Origin of the sequence: Nibrella saemangeumensis, assembly GCF_039541915.1 — a bacterium.
In the GTDB taxonomy this organism is placed as follows: domain Bacteria; phylum Bacteroidota; class Bacteroidia; order Cytophagales; family Spirosomataceae; genus Nibrella; species Nibrella saemangeumensis.
Window position 1 is genome coordinate 91,418 of sequence record NZ_BAABHD010000080.1, and the last position, 20,507, is coordinate 111,924.

10 protein-coding genes are annotated in these 20,507 nt (G+C 54.1%); 7 read left to right on the forward strand and 3 right to left on the reverse strand.

What is annotated here, in order from left to right; translation table 11 throughout:
• The first annotated feature begins 97 nt into the window (after positions 1-97).
• Positions 98-484, forward strand: coding sequence for a type II toxin-antitoxin system VapC family toxin (locus tag ABD949_RS23840; protein ID WP_345247709.1), 387 nt, complete (start codon positions 98-100; stop codon positions 482-484).
• A 38-nt stretch (positions 485-522) separates the two neighbouring features.
• Entirely contained in the window at positions 523-1,998 is a 1,476-nt protein-coding gene (locus ABD949_RS23845; protein WP_345247711.1) for a hypothetical protein, read from the forward strand.
• 56 nt (positions 1,999-2,054) lie between these two features.
• Here the strand turns inward: ABD949_RS23845 and ABD949_RS23850 are convergent, their stop codons facing one another.
• On the reverse strand, positions 2,055-3,458 hold the full coding sequence (locus ABD949_RS23850; RefSeq protein WP_345247713.1) for a serine hydrolase: 1,404 nt from the start codon (positions 3,456-3,458) through the stop codon (positions 2,055-2,057).
• Between the two features lie 38 nt (positions 3,459-3,496).
• Entirely contained in the window at positions 3,497-6,025 is a 2,529-nt protein-coding gene (locus ABD949_RS23855) for a TonB-dependent receptor domain-containing protein (protein WP_345247715.1), read from the reverse strand.
• Positions 6,026-6,339: 314 nt separating this feature from the next.
• On the opposite strand from ABD949_RS23855, the gene ABD949_RS23860 reads away from it, so the two are divergent.
• The 4 genes from ABD949_RS23860 to ABD949_RS23875 all read left to right on the forward strand — a co-directional run bounded on the left by ABD949_RS23860 (position 6,340) and on the right by ABD949_RS23875 (position 18,530).
• Entirely contained in the window at positions 6,340-7,182 is an 843-nt protein-coding gene (locus ABD949_RS23860) for a DUF4440 domain-containing protein (protein ID WP_345247717.1), read from the forward strand.
• Positions 7,183-7,275: 93 nt separating this feature from the next.
• Positions 7,276-13,983: a HAMP domain-containing protein gene (locus ABD949_RS23865; protein WP_345247720.1), complete on the forward strand. Its 6,708-nt coding sequence runs from the start codon at positions 7,276-7,278 to the stop codon at positions 13,981-13,983.
• A gap of 13 nt (positions 13,984-13,996) precedes the next feature.
• On the forward strand, positions 13,997-15,265 hold the full coding sequence (locus ABD949_RS23870) for a sensor histidine kinase (RefSeq protein ID WP_345247722.1): 1,269 nt from the start codon (positions 13,997-13,999) through the stop codon (positions 15,263-15,265).
• Between the two features lie 79 nt (positions 15,266-15,344).
• Positions 15,345-18,530, forward strand: coding sequence for a PAS domain-containing sensor histidine kinase (locus tag ABD949_RS23875; protein WP_345247724.1), 3,186 nt, complete (start codon positions 15,345-15,347; stop codon positions 18,528-18,530).
• 28 nt (positions 18,531-18,558) lie between these two features.
• On the opposite strand, the gene ABD949_RS23880 is transcribed toward ABD949_RS23875, so the two are convergent.
• The gene (locus tag ABD949_RS23880) at positions 18,559-19,311 is read right to left on the reverse strand and encodes an SDR family NAD(P)-dependent oxidoreductase (protein ID WP_345247726.1); all 753 of its coding nucleotides are present in this window, start codon (positions 19,309-19,311) and stop codon (positions 18,559-18,561) included.
• Positions 19,312-19,334: 23 nt separating this feature from the next.
• Between ABD949_RS23880 and ABD949_RS23885 the strand changes: the two genes are divergently transcribed.
• Entirely contained in the window at positions 19,335-20,363 is a 1,029-nt protein-coding gene (locus ABD949_RS23885) for an HNH endonuclease (RefSeq protein WP_345247728.1), read from the forward strand.
• The last annotated feature ends 144 nt before the right edge of the window (positions 20,364-20,507 follow it).

Below are 20,507 nucleotides of genomic sequence, written 5' to 3' on the forward strand. Positions count from 1 at the left end.
TTAGCAAAAAAGCGGCCGTCTCGGAGAAACCTGCGTCAGTTTGTGGGCAAACTAAAGCGTGGCCTGGATGGCTTAACCTACCAAGCTGAGGTTCGTAATGAATGGAGTTGATTTTTTAGCAGATACAAATTTTCTAATCTATCTATTAGAGGGTCGCCCAGAAGCGGCCCTTTTTGCAGATTATTCATTTGCTGTCTCGTTTGTCACAGAGATAGAACTCTTAGGTCGTTATCGTATAAGTCCAGAAGAAAAAGAAATTATTCACTCTATGCTGGACACCTGCGTTATTATCGATTTACCACCGGTTGTAAAGCAAAAAGCTGCTGTATTAAAACAAAATCGGAGGATTAAATTACCGGATGCTCTAATTGTAGCTACTGCTCAATACTTTGGGCTTACACTTTTAACTGCTGATATTGGCTTCCGAAACATTCCAGGCATTGAAGTCTTTTTGATTGAGCTAACACCACCCAAAAGCTCATAAAGTCATTACTAACCCATCAACACCAAAACATTCCAACTATGTACTGCCGGCTTCTGTTGCTCTTTCTGCTTAGTACAGCTACAGTCTCCGTTTCCGCCCAGCCCCTGCGCCTGCTGCCGCAAAACCCGCATTATTTTCAGTACAAAGGCCAACCTACGGTGCTGGTCGGCTCCGGCGAACACTACGGAGCCGTTATCAACCTGGCTTTCGACTACAAAACCTACCTGCAGACGCTGGGCCGCGACGGGCTGAATACCACCCGCGTGTTTACCGGCGCTTACTTTGAGAAGCAGGGGGCGTTCGGGATTGCTAGAAATACGCTGGCCCCAAGCCCGGACCGCCTTATCCTGCCCTGGAGCCGGAGCACCCAGCCGGGCTTCGCGCTGGGCGGCAACAAGCTGGACCTGAACCAGTGGAACGATGCATACTTCACCCGGCTGAAGGATTTTATGCGGGAAGCGGAGCGGAACAATGTGGTGGTAGAGATTACGCTGTTTTCATCGTATTACGGTGCCGGCTGGGAACACTCGCCGTTCAACCGGGAGAACAACATCAACTACACCGATGACATCAACCCGCTGGATGTGAACACCCCCAACAACGGCAACATCCTGGCGTTTCAGGAGGAGTATGTCAAGAAAATCGTTCGGGAACTCAACAGCTTCGACAACCTGTATTACGAGATCCAGAACGAACCGTGGGCCGACCTCAAGGATACGGTCCTGACGTTCAACGAGTATTTTCCGGCCGAAGACATGAAGTCCGGCCAATGGAAAGCGACGCTGGAAGTGGTAGCCCAGCGGGCCAACGACTGGCAACGACGCGTAGCCGAGTGGATTACCGAAGAGGAAGCCAAACTCCGAAAGAAGCACCTGATTTCGCAAAACATCGGCAACTTCCGGTACCCCATCACCGATCCGGACCCGAATGTTTCCATCTTCAACTTCCACTACGCCCAACCGGAAACCGTAACCATGAATTACCACCTTAACAAGGTGATCGGCTTCAACGAAACGGGCTTTGCCGGCTCTGCCGACCATACCTACCGCCGACAGGCCTGGCGGTTTATGCTGGCCGGCGGGGGCCTGTTCAATCACCTCGATTACTCGTTTTCGGTGGGCGCTGAGCAGGGACAGGATACAACCTACAAAGCACCCGGCGGGGGTAGTCCGCAATTGCGGCAGCAGTTGGCGGTGCTGAAGCAATTCCTGGAGTCGCTGGACCTGGCGCAACTCAGGCCGGACGCATCGCTCGTGAAAGCGGCACCCGGCCTGATGCATACCCAAACGTTAACAAACCAAACCAATCAGTTCATCGTCTACGCGGAGAGTGTGAGCCCCCGGACAACGGAGTTAGTACTCAACTTGCCAAAGGGCAATTACACGGCGCAATGGATGGATACCGCTACAGGACAAATAGAGCAGGTTGAAAACTTTGTCCAGGGCAACGGCGACAAACGGCTGACCTTCCCTAAGCCTTTGGCCGATATGGTGCTGAAAGTTCAGAAGCGGTAGCTCCTCAACGTGCATCCATCTGTACCTGCGGTCGGCCGTGAAGACAAGGCTAAGACTTACAGCTTTTCCAGTTGCGCTTTTGTCCAGGGATTATTCGGTTCCACCGCCAGGGCTTTCTGAAAATACTCTTTAGCCAAATCGGCACGGCCCATTTCCCGGTACAGATTACCAGCTACGTTCAGCGGCCATGATTCTTTCGGCAGATGCATAGCCGCCAGTTGCACTAAGGCCAATGCTTCGGGTTGCCGTTTCAACTGGCTAAGAGCGTCAATAAGCCCGATCCAGTCGCGCTGACCGGGCGCCTGTCCGCGTTGCAGAGCCAGGGCTAACTCTTCTTTCACGGGTTCCAGGCCCCGCCGGTCAATTTCATCCAGCAGCAGACTGGACTGATACGCCTTCGGTGCCTTCCAAATGCCCGTATAGACCAGATCCAGCATGGCAGTGGTTATATCCCGAACATTGGTGCGATTATTCGCCATCACCACCACGATGAAGCCATCGGCGGGCACCATCCGAAAATCAGTCGAAAAGCCATGGCCGCCCCCGCTATGGCCGACGGTCTTGCGGTCGTAGCGCGTTTCGACATTCCAGCCATAGCCGTAGTGGTGCGGTGCCGGAACTCGCTGGGTCCAAAGCGGCTCAGTTACCGTTTCCGGTTGTTTCAGCAGCCATTTGGCAAACTGCCACATATCGGCCACGTTGGACTGCATACCGCCATCGGAAAAGGGCGGAAACTCATCTTCGGTAGCGTTGACAAAACTTTTCTGGGAGAATACATAATACGGAACCGCTTCGGTCGGCGCGATAAACGTAGCCGGATAATGCAGGTATGAGTTGGTGATACCCGCCGGCCTGAAGAGGTATGCCTGCAAAGCCTCCGGATACGACAGGCCCGTTACCTTTTCGATGAGTTTACCCAGCAGCACAAAGCCCGAGTTGGAGTACTCGTACCGCTCACCCGGCTGGAAACTCAGCGGCATGCTGGTCACCAGGGGCATCACATCATTGATGGATTTCAGTTTACGTCGTTTGGCTTCAAAGTCCGGGTGCTCCATGTAGTTGTTAGTGCCCCCTGTATGGGTCAGCAAATGGTGGATGGTCAGCTTATCGGACAGGTTCGGACTGCTGAACTCCGGAAAGTAATGCCGGAATCGTTGTTGCAGATCAATCTTCCCCTGCGAAGCCAGCAGCCCAACCAGGGCGGCCGTATACGTTTTGCCAACGGAAGCGATGTTGAAATTGGTGGTCGGCTGGTTGGCAACACCTTTTTCCCGATCGGCCGGGCCAAATGCTTTGTGGTAGAGCAGCTGATCGCCTTTCGCCAGCAGCACCGTACCCGAAAACTGCCGGTGCTGCACAAACTGCTGGACTATGGAATCAAGACGGGGGCTAAGTGCCGGCTGAGCGGCAGCCGTCTGCCAGCAAGTGGCGAAACTGAGAATTGCAAGTACGTTTTTCATGGCAAAATGGTGTGAATGGTTGATAACGCTGATGCTACTTACTGACCTACCCGGCCCTGCTCATCTTCCACGCTCGTCCGGCGCTGGCGGGCCGATTTGATGTTACGATTACCGAAGTTGTAGGTGAACGTCGCCCGGACAACCCGCGTCTCTCCCGTACTGAGGAAGCGCAGATTCAGGTTGCCGTAGTCGATAACTCCCCGGAACTTCTGCGTGAAGAAAATATCGTTGACGTTTACCCGCAGATTGGCCTTTTTATCCCAGAAGCTCTTCTGCACACCCATGTTCACCGCATAAATGCTCTTCGGTTTGAGTATGCCGTAAAGACCGGGTGAACTGTAAAAACCGGATAGTTCGGCCGTAAACCCGTTGGGTAAGACAAAGTTGTGGTTCATGGTCAGGTTGGCCGCCAACTGGCTGTAGTCGAGCTTCTGGTTCAGGTACTCCGCATTGTACTTGTTGTAGTACAGATCGATGCTCTGGCGCATGTTCCACCATTTGGTGATCGTCACGGGGAAACCGACGCTCAGGCTGTAATTATGCAGCGTATTCAGGTTAATGACGCTCTGGCGGGTTACCTTGGTTTCGTCGTTCTGCTCCGGTAGGTGGGTAATCACATCCAGGGTGCGGTTATAGCCCAGGCTGATATTGGTAGCCCCTTTGTAGGTGTAGGCTGCCTGGAGCGCGTTAGTGTACTGCGGCCGCAGGAACGGGTTCCCCTGGGTGAAGGTGTAGGGGTCCAGGATATAGATGAACGGGTTTAGATCCTGATAGCTTGGCCGGTCGATCCGGCGGCTGTACGAGTAGCGCAACTGGTGGTCTTTGCTGATATTCTGCGTGACAAAGACACTCGGGAAGAGGTTGGTATAGCTCCGGTCTACCACCTTATTCATGGTGACCGAATTACCGACTGAGTTGGTGTGTTCCATCCGCAGACCGCCCTGTACTGACCATTTCCCCCAGTCTTTGCTTCCGTTCAGGTAAGCCGCGTGGATGGTCTCGTTGTACACAAACTGGTTGGTCCGGTTCGGGTCGATCTGCCAGTCGCCGGCAGTCTGTTGCTCAAACCTGACATCGTTATCGGTCGTCACGTAGCTGCTTTTCCAGCCGGCTTCCAGTTTCGCGCTCTTGCCCAGCGGATGTACATAATCCAGTTTCGCGGCCCGGATGATCACCTCCGACTGGGTCGTATTTCGCTGGAAAAGCGCCGGCGCCGTTTCTTCGTTTACCGCATTAAACGTCCTGGTAACCATATTATCGCGGGGGTTGATGCTGAACCGGGAGTAATCCAGGTCCATCGTCAATTCTTTCCCTGAACCTCCGTTCGGGGAACTATCGAACGTATGTTTGTAATTGACGTTACCGGCCAGCCGCTGCATAGTCCGCTTCGAGGTATTAATCATGGTAAGCAGGCTTTGCAGCGAATTTTGGCTGTCGTACAGATAGTTATCGTTGTTGATCTGCGCCCGGTTGCTGTTCACCATGCCGTTCAGCATAAAGCCGAAGGTATTCTTTTTGCCCAGGAAGTAGTCGGCTCCGGTTTTGAAGGTATGGCCACTGAATTCACTGGGGCGGTAACCTTTGTTGCGCACCGAGTTACCTTCTTTAAAATACCGGTAGGCATCAATGGTACCAAAGGCTTCGCGGTAGTCGTAGTTGTAGTTGCCGAACAGCGCCCAGTTCCCCTGCCTGTGGTTGAGGGTCAGGCCACCGTTCGCTTTCGGTAAGCGGCCGTAGCCACCGCCCAGTGAAGCACTGCCATTGGTACCATCCTGGTTGGTACCCCGCTTCATTTTGATGTTGATAATCCCCGAGTTGCCGGCGGCATCGTACTTCGCCGAGGGGTTGGTGATGATTTCGATGCTCTGGATGCTGTTGCTGGGCGTGTTGCGCAGCAGGTTAGTGACCTCAGCCGCCGACAGAAATGTCTGTTTCCCGTCGATCATGATCAGCACACCGTCGCGCCCCTTCAGACTAATGCGGTCATTCTGCGAATCAACCTGTACGCCGGGCGCTTTTTCCAGCACTTCCAGTGCGTTGCCGCCACTGGACACAATGCTGTTCTCCACATTTACCACCGTTTTGTCCGCCAGTTGCTCAATAAAGGGCTTCTTGGCGGTTACCTTCACCTCACCCAGCGTCCTGGTGTCTTCCTTCGTCCCCAGCGCGGGTACAATAACCTTCGGATGATCGGCATCAACGGCAATAACAGCCGAAAATACTTTCTGGTATCCCACCAGTGAGGTAGCCACCCGGTACGATCCGGCAGCCACATTGTCGATCGTGTACTGGCCGGAGGCATCGCTGATGGCTCCTTTTACCAGGGTTGAGTCGTTTGCCCGAAGCAGCAGCATCGTGACAAATTCCAAGGGTCTACCGGCCGCGTCGCGTACCTCGCCGGAGACGGTACCCCAAACGGATGTCCCTGGTACGGTAACCCCCGGAACAGTGGTTTGGGCGAACGCCGGGCTGGAGGCCAGTCCAATGCCGATCAGGAGCATCAGACCGGCCCAACCGTTCATGGCATTACGTTTTATGGTGTGGATAGATGTGGAAAGAGTTTTCATGTTCGTAAAGTGTGGATAGTACTGATTTTTGTGTCTGTTTGGTTGATGCAAAGTTGGCGGTTAGCGGCACGCGCATCAATCGCATAAGAATGTGAAATTGGTACGGGCCGGGAGCCGGCCAGGCAGGGGTAGCAATGCCTGCCACCGGTACCGTTTGTGGAGGCAATCACCCGTTCATCTGCGGGATACCCGCCGGAGAACCCGATCAGGGCTTGCTTATCTAAACTGACTGCGTATTTTCGGCAACGCCAATGACCCAAAAGAGTCATGTCAGACCAGGCGAATCACATGGTTATGCTATTGCCGTATTTGCTATGAGGCTTTTATCTACTCTCTGTCTTGTTCTGATTTCCCTGCCGGCACTTCCGCAGTCGCGGGTCGATGTCTTTGTCGCGTACGAACGGGCGTTTGCCCTGAAAGCACAGGAGACGAACACCAAAACGGCCTTTCTGAGTTATATGGCTGACTCTGCCATCGTTTTCGTCAACGGGAAACCCACCCTCGCCAAACCCTTCTGGACCCAGGCACCAGAATCACCCGCCAAACTCATCTGGGGGCCCGCCTTTGCCGATGCCTCCCGCTCCGGCGATATGGGTTACACAACCGGTCCCTGGTATGTGGAGGTCGACGGAAAGCGGGTAGCAAATGGCCACTACAATACCGTCTGGAGTACGCAACGGCCCGACAACCGCCTGCGCTTTCTCATCGACGCCGGCGTTCAGCACCCGGCTCCGTCTGACGAACGTATACCCGAAAACGTAACCTATACCACCATCCGGAGCCTGGGTTCTTCGGACCAGTTCGCTGATCTGCTCCGGTTAGACCGGCAGTTTGCCGATGAAATTATAGTGCAGGGTGTGGCCAAAGCCTACGCGGTCCACCTCAGCGGAGAAGCCAGACTGTACCGGCCCAACCAACTGCCCTATGGTTCAGCAACGGCTATTAAACAGCTGTTCGAGACAGAGTCATCTATGCGCTTCCGGCCTGTTGGTGGCCAGCTAGCCTTGTCGGGTGATCTCGGCTTTGTGTACGGCACCTACCAGTCCGCTCAGGGGCCCGTTCGCGACGGAAGTTACCTCCGCATCTGGAAGCATGAGATCGGCAACGGGTGGCGGCTGGTGCTGGAGGTGTTCAATGATGCTGCGCCAAAGCCGTAAACAGCAGCTTTTAAAGCCATGCGGTAAAATTATTAACCGGGCTGACTATCCCTTCCGGTCATTATAATTTTACCAGTCATAATTTGCATTTTCATGGCTGATCATATAAACAAGAACAACGGCGAAGACGGCAAGCCTGCGGCAGAACCAGTTACCATTGAAGCGTCATCTCTTGCTGCTAAAGAACCAGGTATCTTACTATCCCGGGCAGCGTTTGAAGAACTGCTCTCCCGGGCCACCGCGACCGAACGGGGAGGCCTCGACGAACGGGAACTTCTGGGTGTCCTTTCCGAAGTCCGCAACGGCAACTTCAGGGTTCGGATGCCCATCGACAAACTCGGCATCAGCGGTAAGATATGCGATACGCTCAACGAGATTATCTCCCTGAATGAGCAGCTCACCCTCGAACTTAATAAAGCCAGTAAGGCGATTGGCAAACAGGGTAAACTGACCCACCGGGTCGAAGTCCTGTCTGCCCGGGGTTCCTGGAGCACCGGCGTCGAATCCATTAACACGCTGATATCCGACCTGGTACACCCGACCATTGAGATAGCGAACGTAATCTCGTCGGTGGCCAAAGGCGATCTGTCGCAGGAGATGCCGCTGCAGATTGGTGATCATGTCCTGCAGGGCGAATTTGCTCAGATAGCCCGCGAGGTAAACGGCATGGTGAAGCAGCTGAACCTCTTCTCGGCCGAGGTAACCCGCGTTGCCCGTGAAGTAGGTTCGGAAGGAAAGCTGGGCGGACAGGCCACCGTAAAAGGGGCGGGTGGCGTCTGGAAAGACCTTACCGATTCAGTAAACCAGTTGGCGGGTAACCTGACCGTACAACTCCGTGACGTATCTAAAGTGGCAACCGCCATCGCCAACGGTGACCTTACCCAGAAGATCACCGTAGACGTAAAAGGTGAGATCCTCCAGATTAAGGATGTAATCAATCAGATGGTGGATCAGCTCAACTCCTTCTCCTTTGAAGTAACGCGGGTAGCGAGAGAGGTAGGTACGGAAGGAAAACTGGGCGGGCAAGCTAAAGTACAAGGTGTAGCCGGCACCTGGAAAGACCTCACCGACTCGGTAAACCAGATGGCCTCCAACCTGACGGCCCAGGTACGGAACATTGCCGAGGTGACCACCGCCGTAGCTAACGGTGACCTCTCCAAAAAGATTACGGTAAACGTAGAAGGCGAAATTCTCGAACTGAAGAACACCATCAACACCATGGTGGATCAGCTGAACTCCTTCTCAGCCGAGGTAACCCGCGTGGCCCTGGAAGTAGGTACGGAAGGACAGTTGGGCGGGCAGGCCGAAGTACCCGGTGTAGCGGGTACCTGGAAAAACCTGACCGACTCGGTAAACCAGATGGGATCCAACCTGACGGCCCAGGTACGGAACATTGCCGAGGTGACCACCGCCGTGGCAAAAGGAGATCTCTCCCGCAAGATTACGGTGGATGTACGCGGAGAAATTCTGGAGCTGAAAAACACCATCAACACCATGGTGGACCAGCTCAACTCCTTTGGTTCGGAGGTAACGCGGGTGGCCCGAGAAGTAGGTTCGGAAGGAAAACTCGGTGGACAGGCTGAAGTACCGGGCGTGGAGGGTCTGTGGAAAGACCTCACCGACTCGGTAAACAAAATGGCCTCCAACCTGACCTCACAGGTGCGGAACATCGCCGAAGTGACCACCGCCGTAGCCAACGGTGACCTCTCGCGGAAAATTACGGTAGACGTAAAAGGTGAAATTCTGGAGCTAAAAAACACCATCAACGAAATGGTGGATCAGCTCAACTCCTTCTCGGCCGAGGTAACGCGGGTGGCCCGCGAGGTAGGTTCAGAAGGAAAGCTGGGCGGGCAAGCCACCGTAAAAGGGGTAGCCGGGGTATGGAAAGACCTCACCGACAACGTAAACCAGCTGGCGGGTAACCTCACCGTGCAGCTCCGCGACGTATCCAAAGTGGCGACCGCCATCGCCAACGGTGACCTTACCCAGAAGATTACCGTAGACGTAAAAGGCGAAATCCTCCAGATCAAGGATGTGATCAACCGAATGGTTGACCAGCTCAACTCGTTTGCCTCGGAGGTAACGCGGGTGGCCCTGGAGGTAGGTACGGAAGGAAAGCTGGGCGGACAGGCCAAAGTGCAGGGCGTGGCCGGTACCTGGAAGGATTTGACCGATTCGGTAAACCAGATGGGATCGAATCTGACGGCTCAGGTGCGGAACATCGCCGAGGTAACTACCGCCGTGGCTAACGGTGACCTCTCCAAAAAGATTACGGTAAACGTAGAAGGCGAAATTCTCGAACTGAAGAACACCATCAACACGATGGTGGATCAGCTCAACTCGTTTGCCTCCGAGGTAACCCGCGTGGCCCTGGAAGTAGGTTCGGAAGGAAAGCTCGGTGGACAAGCTGAAGTACGCGGTGTGGGTGGTACCTGGAAGGATTTGACCGACTCGGTAAACCAGATGGCCTCCAACCTCACCGGTCAGGTGCGAAACATTGCCGAGGTGACCACCGCCGTGGCCAAGGGGGATCTCTCCCGCAAGATTACCGTAGACGTAAAAGGCGAAATTCTGGAGCTGAAGAACACCATCAACACCATGGTGGATCAGCTCAACTCCTTTGGTTCGGAGGTAACGCGGGTGGCCCGCGAGGTAGGTTCGGAAGGGAAACTAGGCGGACAGGCTAATGTACCGGGCGTGGAGGGTCTGTGGAAAGACCTCACCGACTCGGTAAACAAAATGGCCTCCAACCTGACCGCTCAGGTACGGAACATTGCCGAAGTAACAACGGCCGTAGCGAACGGTGACCTTTCCCGCAAAATTGAAGTAGACGTTAAAGGTGAAATCCTCGAACTCAAAAACACCATCAACACGATGGTGGAGCAACTTCGGGCCTTTGCCTCGGAGGTAACGCGGGTAGCCCGCGAGGTAGGTACCGACGGTAAACTCGGTGGGCAGGCCAACGTACCGGGCGTGGCCGGTACCTGGAAGGACTTAACAGACTCGGTAAACCAGATGGCCGGTAACCTGACGGCCCAGGTGCGGAACATCGCCGATGTGGCCATTGCGGTGGCCAACGGCGATATGTCGCGCAAAATTACGGTGGACGTGCGCGGAGAGATTCTCCAGCTGAAAGAGACGCTCAACACCATGGTGGACCAGCTCCGGGCCTTTGCCTCCGAGGTAACGCGGGTAGCTCGCGAGGTAGGTACCGACGGTCGTTTGGGTGGCCAGGCGTTCGTGCCGGGCGTAGCGGGTACGTGGAAGGACTTGACAGACTCCGTAAACCAGATGACGGGTAACCTGACCCTGCAGGTGCGGAATATTGCTGAGGTGACCAAGGCCGTGGCCTCCGGTGACCTTTCCAAGAAAGTAACCATCGACGTAAAAGGCGAAATCCTCGACCTGAAGAACACCATCAACACGATGGTGGATCAGCTCAACTCGTTTGCCTCCGAGGTAACGCGGGTAGCTCTGGAGGTAGGTACCGAAGGTAAACTGGGTGGCCAGGCCGAAGTGCAGGGCGTGGGTGGTACCTGGAAAGACTTGACCGACTCCGTAAACATGATGGCCTCCAACCTGACCAACCAGGTGCGGGGTATCGCCAAGGTCGTAACGGCCGTAGCCACGGGTAACCTGAAACAGAAACTCTCCATCGTGTCCCGCGGTGAGGTTGCCCAATTGACCGATACCATCAACGAAATGATTGATACCCTGGCCGTGTTTGCCGATCAGGTAACCACCGTGGCCCGCGAGGTAGGGGTAAACGGCCGGCTGGGCGGACAGGCCAGCGTGCCTGGTGCGTCGGGTACCTGGAAAGGTCTGACGGAGAACGTAAACCAGCTGGCCGAAAACCTGACGACCCAGGTACGGGCCATCTCGGAGGTAGCCTCGGCCGTGACCAAGGGTGACTTGACCCGAACCATCCGGGTCGATGCCAAAGGGGAAGTGGAAGAGCTGAAGGATACCATCAACCAGATGATCGCCAACCTCCGCGAAACCACCATGCTCAACCAGGAGCAGGACTGGCTGAAATCGAACCTGGCCAAGTTCACCAAGATGCTTCAGGGACAGAAAGACCTGAACACGGTAACCCGCCGGATTCTGTCGGAACTGGCACAGGTGGTAAACGCGCAGCAGGGTATGTTCTACATTCTGAAGCAGGATGAAGACCTCCAGAACAAAAAGCTGAAGCTGGTATCGGCCTACGCCTACGGGGCCGATGTGGATATAACCAAGGAATTCGCCATGGGCGAGGGCCTGGTGGGTCAGGTGGCGCTGGAGAAGGAGCGTATTCTGCTGAGCAACGTACCCAAGTCGTACATCCGCATTAAATCCGGTCTGGGCGAATCCAGACCCAAGAGTGTGATCGTGCTGCCGGTGCTGTTCGAAACCGAGATCAAGGCCGTGATCGAACTGGCCTCCTTTGAGCCGTTCAGCGCCATTCACCTGGACTTCCTCAACCAGCTTACCGAAAGTATCGGTATCGTATTGAATACCATCGAGACCAACTCCCGGACAGAGGAACTGCTGGCGCAGTCGCAGTCGCTGACGGAGAAGCTCCGGCGCACCAACGAAGAACTTCAGGACAAAGCGCTCCTGCTGGTGAAGCAGAAAGACGAGGTAGAAGCCAAAAACAAGGAGGTGGAAGAAGCCCGGCGGTCGCTGGAAGAAAAAGCCGAGCAGTTGCAGCTTACCTCCAAGTATAAATCGGAGTTCCTCGCCAATATGTCGCACGAGTTGCGGACGCCCCTCAACTCCCTGCTCATTTTGGCGCAGCAGCTCTACGAAAATCACGACGGTAACCTGAGCGAAAAACAGGTGCGGTACGCCAAAACCATCCACAGTTGCGGAGACGACCTGATTCAACTGATCAACGACATTCTTGACCTGTCGAAAATCGAATCCGGCTATATCTCCACCGACTTCGGCAAGGTTCGGTTCCGCGAGATTACCAGCTTCGTGGAAACGACGTTCAAACACATTTCCGACAGTAAAAACCTGCGTTTCAGCATCGACCTGGACGAGCGGGTACCGGAAAGCCTGGAGACCGATGCCCAGCGACTCAACCAGATCCTGAAGAACCTGTTGTCCAACGCCTTTAAATTCACCGATAAAGGCGAAGTCAGGCTGAAGATTTACGAAGCCAGCCGAACCTGGAAGCGGGGGAATCATACCCTGGACCAGGCCACCCGCGTCATGGCCTTTGAAATTAAAGATACCGGCATCGGTATTTCCAAAGACAAGCAGAACATCATCTTCGAAGCCTTCCAGCAGGCCGAAGGCTCAACCAGCCGGAAGTACGGCGGTACCGGCCTGGGGCTCTCCATCAGCCGCGGCCTGGCCGAACTGCTGGGCGGTACCATCGAACTGAACAGTGAACCGGGCCGGGGTAGTACCTTCACACTGTTCCTGCCGCTGCACTACAATCCGGCGCACGCGAAACCGGATAAGCAGAATACCCTCGCTAAATCCATTACCATCAGCGAGTACCAGCTGGAACAGGGTGACGACGACAGTACCCCGCTGCAATCGGTACCAACCGTAAAGCTGCCGGAACGGGATCTGGACAGCATCAGCGAGATCATCAACGAGATTGGTGACGACCGAAACACCATTGAACCCGGCGACCGGGTCGTGCTCATTGTGGAGGACGACGTGCGGTTTGCCCGGATCATGATTGAGAAGGCGCACGAGAAAGAACTGATGGCCGTAGTAGCCACCTCGTTCGGCGAAGTGCTGAACCTGGCCAACAGCTACAACCCGGTGGCGGTTACGCTCGATGTCAAGCTGCCCGATGCCAGCGGCTGGCGGATTCTGGACCTGTTCAAAAATGACCTGAATTTCCGCCACATTCCGGTTCACCTGATCTCGGGTGAAGAAAACCGGTTGCTGGCCATGCAGCGCGGAGCGCGGAGCTTCCAGCTGAAGCCGTTGAAAAATCAGGCGCTCGACATGCTGTTTAGCGACATTGCCGAGTACAGCCGGAAGCGCAACAAAACAATTTTGCTCGTGGAAGGTAACCCGCAACAGGCATCGGCAATCGTAAATATGCTCGAAAACGGCGACCGGATTACCATTGACCGGGTCGAAACCGGCAAAGAAGCCCTGCACCTGCTGGCCGGCCGGAACTACGACTGCCTGATTGCCAGCCTTGACCTGCCGGATACAGCCGGCACGGGTTTTATCGCGAAGGTCCACGAGGAAAAACGCCCGCTGATGCCGGTGTTCGTATACACCGAAAAAGACCTCACGGCCAAAGACCGGACTGCTTTGAAAGCCCTCACCAACCGGATTCTTCAAAAAGAAGGTAGTTTCCTGGAACATCTGCTGGAAGAAACCGTTCTTCATATTCACCTCAACCACCTGGATTTGCGGCCCGACCAGCAGCAGATCATTGAAGACCTGCGGACGAAGGAGGATGTGCTGACCGGCAAAACCATTCTGGTGGTTGACGATGATGTCCGGAACCTCTTTGCCCTGACCACGGCTTTTGAACGGTATGATCTGAACGTGATCACAGCCGAAAGCGGCCAGGAAGCCATTCACATTCTGTCGGAAAACAAACAGATCGACATGGTGCTGATGGACATTATGATGCCGGAGATGGACGGCTACGAGACCACCCAGAAAATCAGAAGAGAGCATAAAAACAACAGCCTGCCGATTATTGCCGTGACCGCCAAAGCCATGAAAGGTGACCGCGAGAAATGCATTGAAGCAGGCGCATCGGATTACATTACCAAGCCGGTGAAGATTGATCAGCTATTGTCTCTGATGAGAATCTGGCTGTACAAATAAGGTTACACCACCCATGAATAGCGATACTGAAGTAAAAATCCTGGTGGTCGACGATCGGGAGGATAACCTCCTCTCGATCGAGACCATTCTGGAACGCGATAACTACCAGATTGTAAAGGCTGATTCAGGTAAAGCCGCGCTGAAGATCCTGTTGAACCAGCACGATTTTACCCTGATCCTGATGGACGTTCGGATGCCGGGCATGAGCGGCATCGAAACCGCCGAGCTGATCTACCAGCGCGATAAGCTGAGGCATATCCCGATCATTTTTATCACGGCGTTCAACCAGGACGAAGAGGGTATGTTTGAGGGCTACCGCACCGGCGCTGTTGATTTTATTTACAAGCCGATCAATCCGCAGCTGCTCCGTTATAAGGTAGGGATTTTTGTGGAGCTGTTCCGGCAACGAAACCAGCTTATGACGCAGGAAACCGAGTTGCGGAACATCAACGCCAGTCTGGCCAGTGAAGTCGAAGAGCGCAAAGCCTCTGAACAGAAAGTAAAGCTGCTCAACGCCCAGTTGGTGAAAAATAACCAGGAGTTGCATGCCATCAACGAAGAGCTGGACCGGTTTGCCTACGTAGCCTCCCACGACCTGCAGGAACCGCTACGGAAGATTATGATGTTCAGCGACCGCATTCGTAACCGGTTGCTGGGACAGGCAGACGCCGACGTAGACAATAGCCTGGAAAAGATCCTGGTGGCCGCCACCCGGATGCAGCGACTGATTAAGGATATCCTGCAGTTTTCCCGCAGCGAATACGCATCCAGCACTTTCGAACTGGTTGATCTGAACCAGGTTGTCCACGAGGTGCTCTCCGACATGGAAGAGGAGATCCAGAAGAGAGAGGCACAGCTTCACGTCAGCCCGTTGCCGCAGATCATGGGTAGTTCGAGCCAGTTGCGCCAGTTATTTCAGAACCTAATCACCAACTCCCTGAAGTTCTGCAAACGCGGGAGCCGGCCCGAAATCTATATTTACGGCGAGACGATGCGGGAAGACGACTTCACCGAACTGCCCGAAGAGCGGCTCTCTTCGCGCTATTTCAAGATTTACGTAAAGGATAACGGGATTGGCTTTGACATGGAGAATGCCGACAAAATTTTTGCAGTTTTCAAACGGCTGCACAGTTATCAGGAATACGAGGGTACCGGCATTGGCCTCTCCATCTGCAAAAAAATTGTAAACAAGCACAACGGGGTAATCCGGGCCGAAGGCCGGCCCAACGAAGGCGCTACGTTCATCATCACGCTACCGGAAGCGCTGGTAGAAACCACCTGAGCGTTTTGGCTGCTAATCAATCCGTTGGCTATTTTTAGTTTATAAATTCAGATTTTGTACGCTGTAAACCGTAGACCCCGTGTCCCCTACCGCTGAACCTAAATCCGCCAGACTCGTCTTTACCCATCTACCGGGTTTTGCGGCATTTATTGTTGCCAACCACCTGGAGGCATTCGTCAGAGAACAGATCCGATTGCTGAGGCAGCTGAACAACACCCTGTTGTCTTACTTCGACACGATGCCGGAAGAGGAACTCGTAGCCTTTTCCAAACTGACGACCGGTCAGTTTTTTCAATATTTTGTCGAAAACCGGGCCCCCGACCAGATCCGCGACGCCATGGAGCAGTGGGTTACCAATCAGCTTCCGGTGGTGAACCAGAACCAGATCGTGGCCGACGATATTACGCAGGTCAACTACGTCCGGAAACAAACCCTGTACAAGTTTCTGCCGCTCTACACCACCGACCTGGCCACCTCGCTGGCCATTATCGGGGAGTTCGACGAGTATATCATGGAGTCGGAGGCCCAGTCGTTCCAGACGCTGTTTAACCTCCAGCAGAAGCAGATCAACGAGCATCTGCACTTCATTGAACGCATTACCAATACCTCGCCCGGTATCATTTTCGTCTTCGACCTGCTGGAGCGCAAAGAAGTGTATACCAACGAGAATCTGCAGAAGATTCTGGGTATCACCCGCGACGACCTGCACCGCATGGGCGGTGAACTGGTGACGCAGCTTCTTCACCCCGACGACATCGCCAGGGGCGTTGAACACGCGCAGGTACTGGCCAACGCCAGAGACGGCGAGGTGTACTCCTTTGAGTTCCGGGTAAAACATAAAGCCGGCCATTACCGCTGGATGCGCAGCTACGAGACCGTTTTCCGGCGCAACGAGCAGCAACCGGCGCAGATTATTGGTATCGCCTTCGATATCGGCCATGAGAAAGAAACAGCCCAGCAACTGGCGTACCGCGAACAGCAGTTGCTGGAGGCCCAGGAACTAGCCGAACTGGGCAGCTTTGAGTGGAACCTGCACACTATGAAGGCCACCTACACGCCCCAGGTGTTGCGTATCCTGAACATTAACGACGGTGACGGCCTGCCTGGCTTTTTAGGAAAGATCCATCCTGATGATAAGGACCGGGTGCAACAGGCACTCGAACAGGCCATCAAAAATCAGGATATCTACGATAGCGAGTACCGCTACCTGACCGAAACAGGCGACCGGATTATCTGGTCGAGGGGCAGCATATCCATCGAAAACGGCGTACCCGTTATGAAGGGCACCGTGATGAACGTGACCGAGCGCCACCGCATGGTGCAGCAACTTCAGCAAAGTGAGTCGCTCTACAAACAGGCGCAGGCGCTCACACACATCGGCAACTGGGCCTGGGATGTAGCGGCCAATAAAGTGGCCTGGTCCGATGAAATGTACCGGATTTATGGCCTGGTCCCGCAGTCAGCCGAAGTTACGTTCGAGCGCTTCCTGCAACTGGTTCATCCCGACGACCGGAATCTGACGTACCAGCACATAAAGAACTCGCTGGATAACCAGCAGCCCAATGATTTCTTTCACCGGATTATTCTTAACGACGGCACCGTAAAAGTTTTGCACGCCAAAGGAGAAGTTGTGCTGGATAAGGCCGGTACGGTTATCCGCATGATTGGCACCGGGCAGGACGTGACCTTGCAGAAAACGACGGAAAAAGAACTACTGGAGAAGCAGAACTTTATTCAGAAGATTGCCGACGCGACACCATCCATCATTGCCTCTTACAATATCAACACCGGCAAGTACACGTTTGTGAGCCAGGGGCTGGAAAAACTGCTCGGGTATAACCCCCGGGAAGTCATGGAAGCAGATGTCAGTTTCTTCGCCAATCTGATCCACCCGGATGATATGGGTTCGATGATGGAGCGGAACGCACAGGCGCTGAAAGAAGCCAATGAATCCGGGGCCGACGACATGATCGTTGAGTTTACCTACCGGATGCGCCACCGAAACGGTGAGTACCGCTGGTTCCATACCTACGGCACTATTTTCGACCGCAATCCGGATGGTCATGTCGAGCACGTGCTTAACATTTCCATGGATGTGACGGAGACGGTAGAAGCCGAACAGCGGATCAGGGAGCAGGAGTTGTTTATTGAGCATATTGCCGATGCCTCCCCGGCCATGCTGTACCTCTACGACTTGGCCAAGCAACAGGTTATTTACGTCAACAAGGAAATTACCTCGGTGCTGGGCTATACGGCCGAAGACATCCTCGACATGGGAGAGTCGTTCCGGTCGGTGCTGTCTCATCCCGACGATGCCGGTAAACTGCCCGATATGCAGTACGCATCCAACGGCAAGGGTGAGCGGAAGAACATGTACCAGTATGAATGCCGTATGCGCCACAAGGAGTTGGGCTGGCGCTGGATGCTGGTGCGGGAAATGGTGTTTAAAAAAGACAGGAAAGGTAACGTTCAGCAGGTGCTGGGGGCGGCCCTCGACATTTCGGAGCAGAAGGACATGGAGCGCAGCCTGTTTCAGAAGACCCTGCAACTCCAGCAATCCAACGCCAGCCTGAAGGAGTTCGCCTACATTGCCAGCCACGACCTGAAAGAGCCGCTCCGCAAGATTTCGACCTTCGGCGACCGGCTGCTGGTCACGCAATACGAGAACCTCACCACCGACGGGCAGGCTGCGTTAAGTAAAATCATTGACTCATCGCAGCGGATGCAGCTGATGATCAACGATATTCTGTCGGTGTCGATGATCTCGGGCGATGTGTCGTTCCAGCCCTTCAGCCTGCAGACCATTCTGAAAGAGGTACTGCAAACGCTGGAGCACCGGATCGAGAGCAAAAACGCCGTTATTGAGGCCGACAAGCTGCCGGTCCTGAATATAGTGCCGTCGCAATTCCGGCAATTATTTCAGAACCTGCTGAGCAACTCGCTGAAGTTTGCGCGGGAAGACGTAGCGCCGAAGATTCACATCTCCTGCACCTACCTGAGCGCCGAAGAAGTGGGTCAGTTCAACATGCCCAAGGCCAAACGGTATATCCAGCTCACCTTCACCGACAACGGCATCGGCTTTGACAATCGCTTTGCCGGTAAGATCTTTGCCATTTTCCAGCGGTTGCACAACAAAAACGACTACGAAGGGACTGGTATCGGTCTGGCCATCTGCAAGAAGATCGTCGAAAACCACGGTGGCGTCATTTTTGCCTCCGGTATACCGGATCAGGGCTCGACGTTTACGGTCATCCTGCCGGATTAGTACCCCGGAATTGTATTCCGGGGTACCCTCAGAACGTAATGGTCAATCCTCCATCCACCGTCAGGACCGACCCCGTCATGTAACTGGCATCCGGGCCGGCCAGAAACCAAACCACCCCGGCAATTTCATCCGGCTGAGCCGCTCGTTTCAACGGCAAATGCGCATTTTTGACGTAGTTCTCCACAAACCACTCCGATTCGAGCTCGTTCTTACCATCGGCCTTAATGGATGAGGGCGTGTTCACAAAGCCGGGCGCAATGGCATTGGCCAGAATATGTCGGGGCGCCAGTTCAACCGCCAGCGAGCGGGTCAGCTGGGTGAGCGCGGCCTTAGCCATGCCGTAGGCCGAACTACCCGCAGCCACCCGCTCATGATGGATGGAGGTAATGTGAATAATCCGTCCACCGTCGACCAGCAGGGGCACCAGCGCCCGGCAGGTTTTTATGGAGCCATATAGCATAACCTGCAGGGCATTGTCCCAGGCTGCCAGATCGGAGCCGATCACCGGCAGGTTCTGCCCAATACCGATGCTGTTGACAAAAGCATCCAGCTGGCCAAATTCATCGGTAACCAGCTGAGCCAGTTTCTGAATGGCGGCATCGTCGCGCACGTCGACCACCAGCGCGTGGTGCCCTTCGCCGGCCAGACCGCGCACGACCTCCTCACCCTGATGGGCCTCCGCGCCGGTTAAGAGCACCTGCCAGCCTTCGAGGGCAAACCGTTCGGCCGTGGCCTGCCCGATACCGGAGGAGCCACCTAAAATAACAACCTTCTTTCTCATGGTAGCCCCAAATTACGACTCTTTTGATTTATCGGTATTGGCAAAGCAGTGAAGGTTATTTAGTTTGGCACGGCCTTATTCTCCACAGCATGTCGATACCGGCTGACAATAAATTAGTAGAGAAATACATTCAACGTTTCAGAAAGCTTAAGCGCGGAGGAACGCAATACGGTTCGGCCCCCCATAAGCCGGTTTTCCTGCTTACGTTAATTGAGCTAATTGAGAAAAACAACATTAGCGAGAATCGCATCGTTGTATCGCCTGAGCTGGTAGGTACGTTTAAGGAGAACTTTGCGCTCCTGGTCAAAACTGCCCATAAGGACGACTTTACTCAACCCTTCTTTTACCTGCAAAGCGAAGGGTTATGGTTTGTTAAGCCAAAGCCAGGAGTCACGATTGACTCACATATAAGAAGTGTGCAGGTACTCAGTGAACGACTCGACTACGCCTGTTTCGCTGACGATTTATATCAGCTACTCCTAAACATACCCACAAGGCTACAACTCAAAACCACTTTACTGGACACCTATTTCTCCGAAGTGAAAGCGGAGTTTGTGAAGGTAAAAACTGCCGGAAGAAGCTATGTGCAGGATCTGGAAAACTATTTGCTAAATGAAAAGGAAAGCACGTATATCACACCACTGCAGCCAATAGAGGACGAGGAAGTCCGGTTTGTACGAGGTGGTCTTTTTAAGAAGCTGGTTCCTATGGTTTATGAGCATACTTGCGCTATTTCGGGTATGCGAGTTATCTCCAGCAGCGGCTCATCCTTAGTTGAAGCCTGCCATATCGTGCCAATCAGCATATCTGGAGACGACAGAGTCACAAACGGTATTGCGCTTTGCCCCAATTTGCATACCGCTTTTGACCGGGGTATGATTGGTGTGGACGAACGGTTGCGGGTAGTTGTTTCCCCCACACTAGCCGATACCTTAGCCAGTCCTTACAATCTAAAGCAGTTTCAAGGTCAACCCTTACGGCTACCGTTCGGGGAGGTTCATTATCCAGCGAAGGAGAATTTTCGGTGGCACATAGAAAATCGGTTTAGGTAGATAACGATTGCTGAAGCGTTAAAGACAGAAAGTTATTGTCGAGGTAGATCATTGTTCAAAAATAAGCATTGCCGCACTTAGCCCAACACAAATTGCGCCTTGTTTTACCCGAAATGGCCAGAAGTAGGTAAGGACCAGCTTTGG

Bases quoted from the DNA above. Each gene is read 5' to 3' on its own strand.
- ABD949_RS23870 (WP_345247722.1), top strand. From the start codon at position 13,997: ATGAATAGCGATACTGAAGTAAAAATCCTGGTGGTCGACGATCGGGAG.
- ABD949_RS23840 (WP_345247709.1), top strand. From the start codon at position 98: ATGAATGGAGTTGATTTTTTAGCAGATACAAATTTTCTAATCTATCTA.
- ABD949_RS23865 (WP_345247720.1), top strand. From the start codon at position 7,276: ATGGCTGATCATATAAACAAGAACAACGGCGAAGACGGCAAGCCTGCG.
- ABD949_RS23860 (WP_345247717.1), top strand. From the start codon at position 6,340: ATGAGGCTTTTATCTACTCTCTGTCTTGTTCTGATTTCCCTGCCGGCA.
- ABD949_RS23850 (WP_345247713.1), bottom strand. From the start codon at position 3,458: ATGAAAAACGTACTTGCAATTCTCAGTTTCGCCACTTGCTGGCAGACG.
- ABD949_RS23845 (WP_345247711.1), top strand. From the start codon at position 523: ATGTACTGCCGGCTTCTGTTGCTCTTTCTGCTTAGTACAGCTACAGTC.
- ABD949_RS23855 (WP_345247715.1), bottom strand. From the start codon at position 6,025: ATGAAAACTCTTTCCACATCTATCCACACCATAAAACGTAATGCCATG.
- ABD949_RS23880 (WP_345247726.1), bottom strand. From the start codon at position 19,311: ATGAGAAAGAAGGTTGTTATTTTAGGTGGCTCCTCCGGTATCGGGCAG.